The sequence below is a fragment of the Nonomuraea sp. NPDC050451 genome, from assembly GCF_044458585.1.
Genome location: NZ_JBITHZ010000003.1, coordinates 497,825 through 511,719, shown reverse-complemented (window position 1 = coordinate 511,719; position 13,895 = coordinate 497,825). Strand labels below are relative to the sequence as shown.

The window sequence follows — 13,895 nt, the reverse complement described above, 5'->3', positions numbered from 1 at the left end:
CCAAGCACCCGAAGTCGTTCGGAAATTGTTACGTTTTAACCTATTTGCGCGGGGGCAAGAAATCCGGCCGGGCAGACCTCGCGGCGATATCTGCCGGGCGCCACGCCGTACTCCCGCTTGAAGGCGTTGGCGAAGGCGAACTCCGAGGTGTAGCCGACCTTGGCGGCGATCTGGCCCAGCGGGGCGTCGGACTGACGCATGAGGTGGGCCGCCGTGGCCAGGCGCCACCAGGTGAGGTAGGCGAGCGGCGGCCGGCCGATCAGCTCGCCGAAGCGGCGCGAGAAGGCCGACCTCGACAGCCCCGCCCGCGCGCCCAGCTCCTGGACCGTCCACGGGCGGGCGGGATCCCGGTGGACGGCGTCCAGCGCGGCGCTGATGCCGGGATCCGCGAGCGCCTGCGCCCACCCGCCGACCGAACAGTGGCCGTGCTCCCCCTCGAACCAGGCCCGCAGGATGTAGAGCAGCAGCAGGTCCAGGAGGGACGACACCACCGTGTCGGCGCCCAGCCGCGGGCGCTGGATCTCCGCGCCCAGGGCTTCGACGGCGGCGCGCAGCTCGGTGTGGAGGCCGAGGCCGGCCGGGAGGTGGATCATGTCGGGCAGTTCGCGCAGGATGGGGTGGACCCGGCCCGGATCGAGCCGGTAGCCGCCGCACAGCAGCACCGTCGACGCGGGCCCGTCGGCGAGCTCATCGACGGTGGCGGAGGCGAACAGGCCGGGACCGTCGTCCAGCGGGTCGCAGTCGGGCTCGGCCAGCGGGGTGGACGGCGAGTCCGCCATGGCGTAGCCGTGGCCGTGGGGGAAGAAGACCACGTCACCCACCGACAGCGCGATCGGGTCGCCGTCCGGCTGGATCAACCAGCTCGACCCCCGCAGGACGACCTGGAATCCGGCGGAGCCAGGCACAGAGGGAAACCGCTGGCCCCAGGGCGCGCGCCATTCGACGCGGGCCGAACGGGGGCTGCCGGTGCGCATGAGGGCGATCACGTCGCTGAGCACGTCCACGGCGGAAGCATACGGGAGGACGATCGCGTATGAAATCCGGCTCCCTGACGCATTGGTTGTCTCGCAGCCGACCTCTACGGTGGCATGCATGAGAACGGTGTTGGTGACGGGCGCGACCGGTACGGTCGGCAGGCTGGTGGCGGCGCGGTTGACGGAGGCGGGGGCCGAGGTAAGGCCCTTCGGCAGGGCCCAGGGCGACCTGGCGGACCCCGGTTCGCTGCCGCTCGACGGGGTGGAGTCGGTGTTCCTGGTGTGGCCGTTCGCCACGGCGGAAGGGGCGCGGCCGGTGATCGACGCGATCGCGCGCCGCGCGCGCCGGGTGGTCTACCTCTCCTCCGCCGCGGTACGCGACCACGAGCGCGAGGTCGAGCGGCTGATCGAGAAGTCGGGGCTGGAGTGGACGGTCCTGCGCCCGCACGCCTTCGCGGCCAACGCGCTGCGGTGGGCGGCGCGGGTGCGGGCGGGGGTGGTGCGCGGCTCGTACGGCCAGGCCGCCATGCCCGTGGTTGACGAGCGGGACCTCGCGGCGGTGGCGGTACGGGCGCTGCTGGAGGAAGGGCACCACGGCGCCGTCTACGACCTGACCGGCCCGGAGTCGATCAACCAGGCCGACCAGGTCGGCATCATTTCCCAGATCACGAAATTTCCGGCGCGCTGGGAGGAGGTCCCACCCGCCCGGACCCGCACGGAGCTCCTGGCCACGGGCTGGCCCCCACAAGCTGTGGACGGCATGCTCCAGGCCCAGTCGGACCTCGTCCGCCACCCGGCCCCCGTCACGCCGACGGTCGAGGAGGTCACGAAGGCCGCACCCCGCACGTTCAGCGCGTGGGCGGCCGACCACGCCGAGGAGTTCCGCACCCCAGGCGAACCGCCCGAGACCATGACCGCCGCCCGCATCCACGAATACGGGGGCGAGATCCGCTTCGACCGGATCCCCACGCCGCGCCCGGGTCCGGGACAGGTCCTGCTCGAAGTGGCCGCCACCTCCTTCAACCCGTCGGAGATCGGCCTGCGCATGGGCCTGCTGCGCGAGGTGCTCCCGGTGAGCCTGCCGTACACGCTCGGCGCGGACGTCTCGGGCACGGTCGTCGCACTGGGCGCGGGCGTGACGGGCCTGGCCCCGGGTGACCGCGTGTTCGGCCTGGTGGACGGCCCCGGCGCCGAATACGCGGCCGTGCCCGCGAGCGTCCTGGCCAGAGCGCCGCAGAGCATCCCGCTCGCCCACGCGGCCGCCGTCCCGGTGGCCGGGCTCACGGCCTGGCAGGCGATCCACGAGCACGCCCGTATCTCCCGTGGCGAGCGGGTGCTGATCAACGGGGCGGGCGGCGGGGTCGGCATGTTCGCCGTCCAGCTCGCCAAGCTCGCGGGCGCGACCGTGTTCGCCACGGCGAGCCCGCGCAGCGCGGCCGCGGTCGAGCGGTACGGCGCCGACGAGGTGATCGACTACACCACCGCCCCGCTCCCCGGCAGCATGGACGTTGTGCTGAACCTGGCCGCGCTCCCCGAGGAGGGCGCCGCCGCCCTGGCCGGGCTCGGGCGGCGGACGGTCACGATCGCCAGCCCGATCGAGGGCGGCACCCACTTCGTGGCCCGCAACGACCCGGCTCAGCTGGCCGAGCTGGCCGCGCTCATCGATCGGGGCAAGCTCACGGTGGAGGCGGCCGAGTATCGGCCCCTGACCGACCTGGCGGAGGTCCACCGCGCGGCCGAGCGGGGCCGGACGCGCGGCAAGATCATTCTGCTGCCGGCCTGAAGTGGCGCAGCACCTCGGGGTTGGCCATGGCGTCGGGATTGGCCGCCTGCTCGACGGGCGTGCCCAGCAGGATCTTGCGTACGGGCACCTCCAGCTTCTTGCCGGAGAGCGTGCGGGGGATGCCGGGGACGGCGTGGATCTCGTTGGGCACGTGACGGGGCGACAGCTCCTTGCGCAGGGCGTCGCAGAGGGTCCGCTGGAGCGACTCGGTCAGGGTCGCGCCCTCGGCGAGCGTCACGTACAGCAGCAGCCGCCCCTCCTGCCCGAGCTGCCCGGTGTCGATCACGAGGCTGTCGGCGATCTCGTCGAACCGCTCGACGACCCGGTAGAACTCGCTGGTGCCCATCCGGACGCCGCCCCGGTTGAGGGTCGAGTCGGAGCGGCCGTAGATCACGCAGCTGCCGTCATCGTTGATCTTGATCCAGTCGCCGTGCCGCCACACCCCGGGGTAGACGTCGAAGTAGCTCTCGAAGTAGCGCCGGCCGTCGGGGTCGTTCCAGAACATCACCGGCATCGACGGCATCGGCGCGGTCAGCACGAGCTCGCCCACCTCGCCGACGACCGGCTTGCCCGTGGAGTCGTACGACTCGACCTTCGCCCCCAGCGCCCGGCACGGGATGATCCCCGCCCTGATCGGGTGGAGCATGGTCGCCCCGACGAACCCCGTGCACACGTCCGTGCCGCCGGAGAACGACCCCAGCGGGACCCCGGGCAGCTCCGAGGCCACCCACGCGAACCCCTCCGGCGGCAGCGGCGACCCGGTCGAGCCGATGCCGCGCAGCCGCTCCAGCCCCTCGGGGTGGATCCCGGCCTTCAGCGAGGCCATGATGTACGGCGCCCCGACCCCGAAGTAGGTCACCTCCTCGGAGTCGGCGATCCGCCACAGCGCGGCCGGCGACGGATAGGTGGCCGCCCCGTCGTACAGCACCGGCGTGGCCCCCACCAGCAGGGCGCCGATGAGGTAGTTCCACATCATCCAGCCCGTGGTGGTGTACCAGAAGAACACATCGCCTTCGCCGACGTCCTGCTGGAAGGCCAGGGACTTGAGGTGCTCCAGCACCACGCCGCCGTGGCCGTGCACGATCGGCTTGGGCAGCCCGGTCGTGCCGCTGGAGTAGAGGATCCACAACGGGTGGTCGAACGGCACCCGCTCGAACTCCAGCGGCCCCTCCTCGGCCCGCAGCCCCTCCCAGCCGATCACCTCGCCGTGCGGCAGCTCGCGGGTGTGCGACTCGGCGGGCTCGGCCTGCTGGGGCGCGCGGCCCTCGTCGAGCGCCGCCAGGTAGGGGATCCACACGGTCGCGCGCAGCGTGGGCAGCTGGGCGGCGATCTCGTTGACGGCGTCGGAGCGGTCGTAGGTCTTGCCGTTGTAGTGGTAGCCGTCGACCGCGATGAGCACCTTGGGCTCGATCTGCTTGAACCGGTCGACGATGCTCGGCACCCCGAAGTCGGGCGAGCCGGCCGACCAGATCGCGCCCAGGGAGGCGGTCGCCAGGAAGGCGATCAGGGCCTGCGGGATGCTCGGCAGGTAGGCGGCCACCCGGTCGCCGCGCCGCACGCCGAGGCGGACCAGCCCCGCCCGGACGCGGGCGACCTCCTCGCGCAGCTCGTCGCGGGTCAGCTCCTGGCGGGCGCCGTCCTCGGAGACGAACACCACGGCGGTGCCCTCGGTGCGGCGCAGCGCGTTCTCGGCGTAGTTGAGCGTGCTCCCCTCGAACCAGGTGACGTCCGGCATCGTCCCGGAGAGCACCGGCCCGTCGCCCCGGTCGCCGACCACGTCGAAGTAGTCCCAGATCGACGTCCAGAACTCGCCCGGGTGCTCGACGGACCACCGCCACACGTCCTCATAGGGTCCGGGCCGTCCCAGCCACTCCAGGTAGCGGGTCAGCCTGGCCTTCGCGACGACCTCTTCGCTCGGCTCCCAGAGAAGCGCGCCCTCAGCAACCATGTGCCCATCCTGTCGCCCGTCCGGAGGAATGTCATACCCGGACTCCCACATAACTTGCTATCTCCGTAGGTGGTCCACCGCCATACGCGCCGCCGTGCCGATCACCGCGTCGGCGCGCGGCTGGTTGAGCGCGGTGCTGAACGAGCGGGTGCACACGGCCACGGCGTAGCGCCGGCCGTCGGGGTACTCGACGACCCCCGACTCGCTGCGCAGCGTGGGCAGCGTGCCGGTCTTGCCGCTGACCGCGACGTCGTCGTACGGGAAGCCGGAGGCCAGCCGGTGCGGCCACACCTGCATGTTGAGCACGCCGCGCATCCAGGCGCACGACTCCTCCGAGGCCGCCTCGTCCCGCCAGATCATCCCGAACAGCGCCGCCAGCTCGCGCGGGGTGGACCGGTTCGTCCGCGCGGGGTCAAGCGCGCTCAGCCGCGCGATGTCCTCCGGATCCACGAACGGCCACGCGTGCCCGGCGTCGACAGCCATGCTGCCGAGAAGCTCCCGGGCGCTCTGCGTCACCCGCGTCCCGTCGAGCCCGAACCCGGCCAGCATGGTGTTGACCGCCTCGAACCCGACCCGGCCCAGCAGCACGTCGGCCGAGGTGTTGTCGCTCACCGCGATCATCAGGTACGCCAGGTCGCGCAGCGAGATCGTCACGTCGTCGAGCATCGCCGCGAGCCCCGTCGACCCCGAGACCCTGTCCCGGGCCGTCACGGTCACGCGTTCGGAGAGGTCCAGGAGCCCGGCGTCGGCCTGCCTGCAGAGCGCCACCAGCAGCGGCACCTTGAACATCGACGCCGTGGACACCGGCTCGTCCGGCCCGTGCCCCACCTCGCGCCCCGAGTCGATGTCGGCCGCGTACAGCCGGCCCCGCACCCCCGCCGTGCGGAACAGCGCCTCGAAGTCCGGTCCGCTCATGCCAGCATCCCCGGCCTGCGGCTGATCCGCCGCACGGACACCGCGCCCTCGTCCGTCATCCCGGCGCTCTCCTTCAGCGTGCGTACGGCGACGGCCGAGAAGTCGTCGACCAGTTCGTCGATCGGGGCGGCCGCCGCCTGGCGCCAGGCAGTGGAGACCCGGCACGTGATCGGCGAGCCTAGCAGCGGCCGCCAGACCAGCCCCGGGAGCTCCACCTTCGGCCCGAACGCCACCGCCGCGCCCGCCAGCACCAGCCCGAGCCCGGCGCCCTCGTGCACCTGTACGGGGACGTAGCCGTGCCGGCGGCACTCCGAGAGCATCTCCGCGTACAGCCCCGGCTCGCCCTCCTGGGGCGGCATCAGCAGCTCCCGCCCCGCCAGGTCGGCCAGGTGCACCTCGCCGACGCCGGTGAGGGGGTCGCCCTCGGCCAGCAGGACGCCCTGCGGCTGCGCGAGCACCTGGCCGAACCGCAGGCCGGGCGCGGCGACCGGGTGGCGCACGAGGCCGACGTCGATCGTCCCCTCCGCCAGCGCCGTCACCTGGTCGGCGGTCCAGATCTCGGCGGGCGCGAGGCGTACCACGGGATTGGTCTCGCGGAAGCCCGCGACCAGGGCGGCGATGGCGGCGGCGGCCAGGTCGGGCGGGAGGCCGACCTTGAGCACCGTGCCCTCGCCCTGTCTGGCCAGCTCGTGCAGCCGGTCCACCCTGGCCACGATCTCGCGGGCCTCGCCCAGGAGCAGCCGGCCCGCCTCGGTGAGCCGCACCTGGCGGGCCGAGCGGTCGAACAGCCGCACGCCGAGCTCCTCCTCCAGGCGCTTGATGCGCTGGCTGAGCGGCGGCTGGGCCATGCCGAGCCGGATCGCGGCGTTGCCGAAGTGGAGTTCCTCCGCGACGACGGTGAAGTAGCGAAGGTGCCGGACGAGGTCCACGACCAGCCACTATATCCAGATTTATATCTTTAAGGCGGTCATATCAGTATTGGACACCCTTGCCATCCCTCTGGTGTCCTCTGCTCCATGGCACCGCAAACGGGGACAATTTACACACGGCGCCGCCGCCGCTGGCCATGGATCATTCCGGGGCTCCTGATCCCGGTCGTGGCGGCGGGAGGCGTCATCTGGGCGCTGCGCACGGAGGGCTCGCCGGAGGAGACGGCCGACAAGTATCTTTCGGCCTGGTCCGCCCAGGACTATGCGGGGATGCGCGCTCTGGTGGCCGACCCGCCCGCCGACTTCGAGACCTGGCACCGCCGCTTCCGCACCGACCTCAAGGTCACCGAGGCGTCCTTCCACCGCCCCAGGCCGACGGGGGTCTTCGCCTCCTCCTCCGGGGACGAGGTCGGCTTCCAGGCCAAGCTGCTCGGCCGGCAGGACTGGACCTACAGCGGCGAGCTCAAGCTCGTGGAGCGCGACCGCAGGTGGAAGGTCGCCTGGACGCCGGCCTCCATCCACCCTCTGCTCAAGAAGGGCCGCGCGCTGCGGGTCGTCTCCCAGCAGGGCGACCCGCTGCGGGTCCTGGCCGCCGACGGCACCGCGATCAACACGCCGTCCGCGCCCGGATCGGTGCAGCAGCTCGTGGAGGGCATCAGGCAGACCTTCTCCGACCGCTTCAAGAAGCCGGCCCGCTCCCGGATCGACCTGTACGAGGGGGACAAACCCATCCAGACAGTCGTCCGCGCCAGTGGATACCGCCCGCTCCAGACCACCATCGACCTGAAGGTCCACCGCGCCGGGGCCGAGGCGCTGGAGGACGTCTCGCAACCGGCGTCCCTGGTGGCGCTGCGCGCCTCGACCGGCGAGATCCTCGCGGTGGTGAACAAGCCTGGGGGCTTCAACCGGGCCCTGCTCGGCAAGTATCCGCCCGGCTCCACGTTCAAGGTCGTGACGGCCTCCGCGCTGGTCGCGGACGGGGTCGAGCCGTCCCGCCAGGTCACCTGCCCCGCCAAGAAGAACATCGGCGGCTTCGAGTTCCACAACGCCGACTTCGAGGAGTTCGGCACGCTGTCGTTCCAGGACGCGTTCGCACATTCGTGCAACACGACGTTCGGGGAGATGAGCGTGGGCCAGTTGAACGGCGGGCGGCTGGCGCAGGTCGCGCGCAGCTTCGGCTTCGGCGCCCCGATCACTCCCGGCGTGCCCGCCGTCCGCGCCGAGTTCCCGGACCCGAAGGACGACACGGACCTCGCCTCCGCCGCCATCGGCCAGGGCCGCGTCCTGGCCAGCCCGCTCAACATGGCCTCCGTCGCGGCCGCCATCGCCTCGGGCGCCTGGATCTCCCCGACCCTCGTCAAGGAGGAGCGGATCCCGGACGCCCAGCCCACCAACCCCCGGCCGCTGGAGGAAGGCGTGGTGGCGGCCCTGCGCAAGCTGATGCCGGCCGTGGTGACGGACGGCACCGCCCACGCCGTCCGGTTCCCCAAGGGCACGGCCGGCAAGACGGGCACCGCGGAATTCGGGTCCGGCAAGGAGCCGCCGACCCACTCGTGGTTCATCGGCTACCGCGGCGACCTGGCCTTCGCGGTCATCGCCGAGGGCGCCGGCACCGGCGCCGGCGTAGCCGCCCCGGCCGCCGCCCGCTTCCTCAACACCCTCGGCAGCAGCGGCACGTGATGCGCCGCAGCGGGAAGGTCAGGCGGTGCGGCCGACCGGGGAGGTGAGGCCCGCCACGGCGGCGACGACTTCGGAGGCGTTGGAGAGGTCGGGCAGCACCACGTCGGCCCCCGCCTCGCGCAGCTCGGCGGCCATGGACCGCCCCGAGGCGACCCCGATCATCGCCGCGCCGCCGATCTTGGCGGCCTGGACGTCCCGCGTGGAGTCCCCGATCACCACGGTGTTCGCCGCGGTGAACGGCGTGCCCAGGCGCTCCTTGGCCCGCGACTGCGCCACCTGCAGCAGCGTCGCCTTGGGGTAGACCTCCTCGCCGTACCCGCCCAGCGTGAAGTCGATGTGCTTGTCCAGCCCGAACGCCTTCAACTTGTGCACGGCGTTGCTCTTGATGGTCCCGGTCAGCACCGTCTGGATCACGCCGTCGAGCCTGGACACCGATTTCAGCGCGTCCTTGGCTCCCGGCATCATCCGCCCCTCCTTGGCCAGCCGCCCGCGCCGGTCGGCGAAGGCCACGGCGAGCGCCGACAGGAACCTGGGCAGATGCTCGTCCTCGGCCTGGATGCCGTTGACGGCGAGCGTCTCGAAGACGATCTCGGAGTCCGGGCGCCCCAGCGGGGGCACGAGTTTGACCAGCGGTCGCCCGGTGACGAAGCGGAACGCCTCCGCGTAGGCGTCTCTGGTCACGATGGCGACGTCGACCAGCGTGAGGTCGATGTTCCACAGCACAAGGCGGTTGATGGCAGCCTCCTGGGGGGTGACCCTGCATAGGGTACGGCGGGCGCCGCCGTTCGTCTTCAGATACGGTACGGCCTGCGCGATGCGCGAAGTCGGCGCCCTGGCGATTCGAGCATGAAGGCTTACGCGAAATTCAGCGCGTCCGCCAGCGTGTCGACCACGGGGAAGCCGATGCTCTCCAGCTCGGCCCGGGGCGTCATCCCGCCCGTGTACAGCACCGCCCTGGCCCCCACGTGCCGCGCGGCGAGCCCGTCGTCCACGCTGTCGCCGATCACCAGGATCTCGCCGGGATCCACCCCGATGGCCTTGAGGTGCTCCGTCATGTGCGCGGCCTTCTCGCCGCCGGTGGTGCCCAGCAGCCCGTCGATCCGGGTGAAGTGCCTGGTGATGCCGAACGAGTCGACCTTGGGGATGAGGTGCGCGTGCGGCGCCATCGAGCAGAGCGACTGGGTGCCCGTCCAGCTCGTGAGGGCCAGCTCGGCGTCGGCGGCCAGCGCGCAGGCGTCGCTCAACCGGAAGTAGTGCTCGTGGAACCCGTCGTCGAGCAGCTCCCACTCCCCCTCCGTCAGGGGGCGGCCGAGCATGCGCTCGTAGGCGACCCAGATGGGCCGGGTGTAGACCGCGCGGAAGCCGTCGACGGTCATCTCAGGAAGCTCGTACGGCTTGAAGACCTCGTTGGTGGCCCCCACCACGGCGTCGATGTCGTGGAAGAGCGTGCCGTTCCAATCCCAGATGATGTGCTTTGTCATGTTGCGACAAGCTTAGACGGCACGTGTGACGTTTCGATGAACGCCCAGCACAGGGGCCGCGACCATCCGGCCACGGCCCCTGAGGGAAGAGCGCGGAAGACCTACTTGCAGGCCTTGCCGGTGGTGCCGGAGCCGTTCTGGCCGCCCCTGCCGCCGTTCCACTGGATCGAGGCGCTGCCCCAGGCGCACATGTTGTTGGCCCAGATCATGTTGCCCCAGTGACGGCCCTTGTTGCCCGCCTTGAAGCGGAACTGGTCGTAACGGCCGTCCTTGGCGTACACGCTGATGGTGCCGGTCGCCGAGGAGGCCGTCCGGATCTCGACCCAGTTGGTCTTGCACTTGCCCGACCACCAGAGCTTGATCGTCCCGACGTTGGGCTCGAGGCGGCTCTTGATGACGGCCGACCGCACCACCTTGGCCGAGTTCCAGCAGCCCGACTTGGCCGGGTCCTGGTGGTCGTAGGGCTTGGCCTGCGCGTTCGCGGGACCGCCCGCCAGCAGGACCGCTGCCACGGCGCCCACTACGGTGGCCGTAACTCGAAGCTTCACTTGGAACCGACTCCTTGCGTAAAACAACACTTGCTAGATCGGGACCTTAGCGAGGCCCGGCTCCAAATGGTCAAGGAAGTGTGATCGATGTAACGCCTCCGTTATGAGCCCAGGAGGTCGGGGATCTCCTGTGTGGCGTACCACATGAGCTCGTGCGCCTCGGCCCCGTCCACGGTGAATCTCGCGTCGTCGTCGCCCTCGTCGGCGGCCGGCAGCGCGGCGACGGCGGCCTCGATGTCGGGCATCGCCTCGTGGTCGTCGATGTGCACCGCGGCCACCTTGGCCAGCGGGATCGGGTCGGCGAGGCGCACTCTCGCCCGTTCCTCCAGATCGACTCCGGCGGAGATCGAGCGCTCGGGCACCTCGGCGGCGACCACCACGCGCCGGAACGCGGTCTCGACGCCGTCGGCGCGGTCGGCGGCCAGCCTCCGCAGCGAGGCGCGGGCCGCCTCGGTGAGCGCCACGTATTCGAGCTCCTCGGTGTCGCCCGAGGCGTACCACTCGGTCAGCGCGGGGGTCACCGCGTAGCCGGTCAGCGGGGCCGGGCCCAGCTCTCCCGCCTCGACCGCCTGGGCCAGGGCCGGGAGAGTGCACGGCAGATAGACGCGCATGACGAACCTTTCGTGCTTCTTTCTGGCCGAGCTCAGCTCGGCGTGCCGAGACGGAGGTCCGCGCTCGGCGGCGGACCCGTCTCAGCGTGCAAGGGCTCTATCATGCCCGTCTCAGCGTGAGACTGAGGAGAGACTCGAGTTCCTCGATGGTCGAGTTGGCATCTTTGTGATGAATGCCGGCGATGCCGAGCGCGCGGGCGGCCAGGATGTTGGCCTCGATGTCGTCGATGAACACGCACTCCTCGCAGGCCAGGCCGATCAGCTCGACCGCGTGGTGGTAGATGCGCGGCTCGGGCTTGCGCATGCCGACCTCGCCGGAGATCACGACCGCGTCGAAGAACTCGTCCCAGTCGGCACGGGGATACTCATTCGACCAGGAGTTAGATAGCAAACACGTTTTGACACCATTTTTCCGTACGTCGCGGAGCATGTCGTACATTGCGTCAACGCGTTCGAATCCCGCGAACATCCGGTCCAGCAGCCCCTCGGCCACGGGCGGCACCCCGTCCAGGGTCAGCAGCCGGGCGGCGAGGTCGCGCTCGAAGAAGGTGCCGTCGATCTCGCCCCTTTCCAGCGCGTGGACGACACTTTCACCGGCGCCGTCGCCGTAAGCGTGGTCGACCATCTCCCGCATCACCTGGCGGTAGTGGTCGCCGTCGATCCTGTCCGCCGCGATCCAGCGCGCGATGGAGTCGGAAAGGCTGGTCGTCAGCACCCCGCCCCAGTCGATGAGCACACCCGTAAGCACCGTTCCAGAATAGAACGTCATCGGCACTTATAAGCCGATAAAACCCCATAAAAAGGTCGCCCGATATATCCGGTTAAGGTGTGCTTCCAGCGATAGTCGCTACCCAGAAAGGACCGCCGTGCGGACGACGATCCTGATCACCTCCCCTGACCGATGGACCGCCCCCGGCCTCGAACTCTTCGAGTTCGCGCCCATCTTCCCCGGCGGCCCGGAATGGCTCACCAAACCGGTGCTCATTGCCCTGCTCAGCTCGGTCATCACCATCGCCCTGTGCTGGGCCGCGTTCGCCAAGCCGAAAATCATCCCCCGCGGCTGGCAGAGCATCGGCGAGTACGCGTACACGTTCGTACGCGACCAGATCGCCAGGCCCAACCTCGGCGCCGACTCCGACCGGTGGATGGGCTTCCTCCTCACGATCTTCCTGACCGTGCTCATCTGGAATTTGATGGGCATCGTCCCGCTCATCCAGTTCCCCGTCGCCGCGCACATCGCCTTCCCCCTGGTGCTGGCTCTCATCGTGTACGGCATCAAGGTCTACCTCGGCGTCCGGCACCACGGCGTGCGCGGCTACCTGAGGGGCATCGTGCACCTGCCCGGCCTGCCCGGCTGGGCGTACGGGCTCTACGCCCCGCTGATCCTGGCCGAGGTGTTCATCACGTCGCTGTTCACGCACTTCGTGCGGTTGTTCGCGAACATGTTCGCCGGCCACATCCTCGTGGCCTTCTTCAGCTCGGTGGGCTTCTGGTTCCTGTTCGAGCGGCTCACCCCGCTGGGCGCGGGGCTCGGCGTCCTCGGCGTGCTGATGACGATCGTGATGACCGCGTTCGAGATGTTCATCCAGTTCCTGCAGGCGTTCCTGTTCGCCATGCTGGCCGGGATGTTCATCGCCGGCGGCCTGCGCGGCGCGCACTAGCTAGCGCGTGGCCTGGGCGGCCAGCTTGCGGTGCGCCGCGGAGCGCAGCACGCCGGCCGCCCTCTCCGCGTCGGCGGCGGGGGCCTCGGGCAGGTAGCCCTTGGCCTGCTTGAGCGTGAGCAGCCTGGTGACGGACTGGTCGAGCCGCTCCTTCGAGATCCGGCCCGACCGCACCGCCGCCACCACCGCCTGGTAGGCCTTCGGCAGGTCGTTCGGCATGAGCAGCAGGTCGGCCCCGGCCAGCACGGCCCGCACCGCGATCTCCCCGTCGTTGTACTTCTTGCGCACGCCCTCCATGTTGAGCGCGTCGGTGGAGATCACGCCCTTGAAGCCGAGCTTCTGCCGCAGCAGGCCGGTCAGGATGGGCTTGGACAGCGTGGCCGGGTCGCCCGACGGGTCGAGCTTGGGGAAGACGAGGTGGGCGCTCATCACGGCGTCCACGCCCGCGTCGATCGCCGCCCTGAACGGGGGCGCGTCGATCTTCTCCCACTGCGCCTTCGTGTGCTTGATCACCGGCAGCCCGGTGTGGCTGTCGACGTCGGTGTCGCCGTGGCCGGGGAAGTGCTTGGCGGTGGCGGCCACCTTCGCCTCGCCGAACCCCTTGACCGCCGCCGCGACCATCTTCGCCACCCGCGCCGGGTCATTGCCGTACGCCCGGCGGCCGATGACCGGGTTCTTGGGGTTCACGTTCACGTCGGCGACCGGGGCGAAGTCGAGGTTGACGCCGAGCGCGCGCAGTTCCTCGCCGGTGGCCCTGGCCACGGCCCGCGCCCGGTCGGGGTTCTTGGTGGCGCCGATCTCGGCGGCTCCGGGGAAGTCGGTCATGAGCGCGGACATCCTGGCCACCAGGCCGTTCTCCTGGTCGGTGCCGATCAGGAGCGGCACGTCCCCGGACGCCCGCTGCAGGCCGTTGGTGAGGCCGACGACCTGGCCGACGCCCTTGATGTTGTGCGGGAAGAGGATCACGCCGCCGAGGTGGTACTTCGCGATCACCTTGGCCGGGGTCTGGGCGCCGTACCTGGCCTGGTTCTCGCCCGACACCGTGTCGGCGGCGGTGCCGTACAGGACGGGCATGAAGAGCTGGCCGACCTTCTCCTCGACGCTCATCTTCGCCAGGGCGCGCTCGACGGCGCCCTGCCGCGCCTGCGGCGGGCTCTGCGGCACCGAAGGCGTGGTCTGCGCGGGCGGTGCGGCCTTGCCTCCTCCGGTCGGGGTCGCACCCGCCGGGCTGCCGCCTGAGCCGCAGGCTGTCAGAGCGATCGCGAGGAGGCCTGCCGTACCGATCCGTTGAAGCATGCCTCCAAAGGTATCCATGCGACGACCCACACCAGACCGTCCCTTTACCAAGACGGCCGGATGTGGACC

13 protein-coding genes are annotated in these 13,895 nt (G+C 70.7%); 3 read left to right on the top strand and 10 right to left on the bottom strand.

What is annotated here, in order from left to right; translation table 11 throughout:
* Window positions 1–35: 35 nt before the first annotated feature.
* Complete coding sequence (locus tag ACIBI9_RS13600; RefSeq protein WP_397222300.1) at window positions 36–1,004, bottom strand: AraC family transcriptional regulator; 969 nt, start codon at window positions 1,002–1,004, stop codon at window positions 36–38.
* An 88-nt stretch (window positions 1,005–1,092) separates the two neighbouring features.
* Here ACIBI9_RS13600 and ACIBI9_RS13595 point away from each other — a divergent pair, with 88 nt between their 5' ends.
* A complete protein-coding gene (locus ACIBI9_RS13595) occupies window positions 1,093–2,757 on the top strand; it encodes a zinc-binding dehydrogenase (RefSeq protein ID WP_397222298.1) in 1,665 nt (554 codons plus the stop codon).
* Here the strand turns inward: ACIBI9_RS13595 and ACIBI9_RS13590 are convergent.
* Genes ACIBI9_RS13590 through ACIBI9_RS13580 form a run of 3 tightly spaced genes read right to left on the bottom strand, consistent with a single transcriptional unit; the run spans window position 2,738 to window position 6,549 of the window.
* Window positions 2,738–4,705 (bottom strand): acetoacetate--CoA ligase, encoded by a 1,968-nt coding sequence (locus ACIBI9_RS13590; protein WP_397222295.1) that lies wholly within the window; start codon window positions 4,703–4,705, stop codon window positions 2,738–2,740. The genes ACIBI9_RS13595 and ACIBI9_RS13590 overlap by 20 nt on opposite strands.
* Before the next feature lie 57 nt (window positions 4,706–4,762).
* Complete coding sequence (locus ACIBI9_RS13585; RefSeq protein WP_397222293.1) at window positions 4,763–5,620, bottom strand: serine hydrolase; 858 nt, start codon at window positions 5,618–5,620, stop codon at window positions 4,763–4,765.
* Window positions 5,617–6,549: a LysR family transcriptional regulator gene (locus ACIBI9_RS13580; protein ID WP_397222291.1), complete on the bottom strand. Its 933-nt coding sequence runs from the start codon at window positions 6,547–6,549 to the stop codon at window positions 5,617–5,619. Before ACIBI9_RS13580 ends, ACIBI9_RS13585 begins: the two co-directional genes overlap by 4 nt.
* A 168-nt stretch (window positions 6,550–6,717) precedes the next feature.
* Here ACIBI9_RS13580 and ACIBI9_RS13575 point away from each other — a divergent pair, with 168 nt between their 5' ends.
* On the top strand, window positions 6,718–8,229 hold the full coding sequence (locus ACIBI9_RS13575; RefSeq protein ID WP_397222290.1) for a penicillin-binding transpeptidase domain-containing protein: 1,512 nt from the start codon (window positions 6,718–6,720) through the stop codon (window positions 8,227–8,229).
* Window positions 8,230–8,247: 18 nt separating this feature from the next.
* Here ACIBI9_RS13575 and ACIBI9_RS13570 read toward each other — a convergent pair whose 3' ends face one another.
* The 5 genes from ACIBI9_RS13570 to ACIBI9_RS13550 form a co-directional block, all read right to left on the bottom strand.
* Window positions 8,248–8,952, bottom strand: coding sequence for an HAD family hydrolase (locus tag ACIBI9_RS13570; protein WP_397222288.1), 705 nt, complete (start codon window positions 8,950–8,952; stop codon window positions 8,248–8,250).
* Window positions 8,953–9,083: 131 nt separating this feature from the next.
* Window positions 9,084–9,710: an HAD family hydrolase gene (locus ACIBI9_RS13565; protein ID WP_397222287.1), complete on the bottom strand. Its 627-nt coding sequence runs from the start codon at window positions 9,708–9,710 to the stop codon at window positions 9,084–9,086.
* 101 nt (window positions 9,711–9,811) lie between these two features.
* Window positions 9,812–10,258, bottom strand: coding sequence for a DUF2690 domain-containing protein (locus tag ACIBI9_RS13560; protein ID WP_397222286.1), 447 nt, complete (start codon window positions 10,256–10,258; stop codon window positions 9,812–9,814).
* Window positions 10,259–10,359: 101 nt separating this feature from the next.
* Complete coding sequence (locus tag ACIBI9_RS13555; RefSeq protein ID WP_397222285.1) at window positions 10,360–10,869, bottom strand: DUF6912 family protein; 510 nt, start codon at window positions 10,867–10,869, stop codon at window positions 10,360–10,362.
* Between the two features lie 100 nt (window positions 10,870–10,969).
* On the bottom strand, window positions 10,970–11,638 hold the full coding sequence (locus tag ACIBI9_RS13550) for an HAD family hydrolase (protein ID WP_397222598.1): 669 nt from the start codon (window positions 11,636–11,638) through the stop codon (window positions 10,970–10,972).
* A gap of 97 nt (window positions 11,639–11,735) precedes the next feature.
* Here ACIBI9_RS13550 and atpB point away from each other — a divergent pair, with 97 nt between their 5' ends.
* On the top strand, window positions 11,736–12,530 hold the full coding sequence (gene atpB / locus ACIBI9_RS13545) for a F0F1 ATP synthase subunit A (RefSeq protein WP_397222284.1): 795 nt from the start codon (window positions 11,736–11,738) through the stop codon (window positions 12,528–12,530).
* Here atpB and ACIBI9_RS13540 read toward each other — a convergent pair whose 3' ends face one another.
* Window positions 12,531–13,826: a glycoside hydrolase family 3 protein gene (locus tag ACIBI9_RS13540; RefSeq protein WP_397222283.1), complete on the bottom strand. Its 1,296-nt coding sequence runs from the start codon at window positions 13,824–13,826 to the stop codon at window positions 12,531–12,533.
* Between the last annotated feature and the right edge of the window lie 69 nt (window positions 13,827–13,895).

Coding starts and splice junctions, on each gene's coding strand:
- ACIBI9_RS13595 (WP_397222298.1), top strand. CDS start 1,093: ATGAGAACGGTGTTGGTGACGGGCGCGACCGGTACGGTCGGCAGGCTG.
- ACIBI9_RS13555 (WP_397222285.1), bottom strand. CDS start 10,869: ATGCGCGTCTATCTGCCGTGCACTCTCCCGGCCCTGGCCCAGGCGGTC.
- ACIBI9_RS13540 (WP_397222283.1), bottom strand. CDS start 13,826: ATGCTTCAACGGATCGGTACGGCAGGCCTCCTCGCGATCGCTCTGACA.
- ACIBI9_RS13585 (WP_397222293.1), bottom strand. CDS start 5,620: ATGAGCGGACCGGACTTCGAGGCGCTGTTCCGCACGGCGGGGGTGCGG.
- ACIBI9_RS13565 (WP_397222287.1), bottom strand. CDS start 9,710: ATGACAAAGCACATCATCTGGGATTGGAACGGCACGCTCTTCCACGAC.
- ACIBI9_RS13550 (WP_397222598.1), bottom strand. CDS start 11,638: ATGACGTTCTATTCTGGAACGGTGCTTACGGGTGTGCTCATCGACTGG.
- ACIBI9_RS13590 (WP_397222295.1), bottom strand. CDS start 4,705: ATGGTTGCTGAGGGCGCGCTTCTCTGGGAGCCGAGCGAAGAGGTCGTC.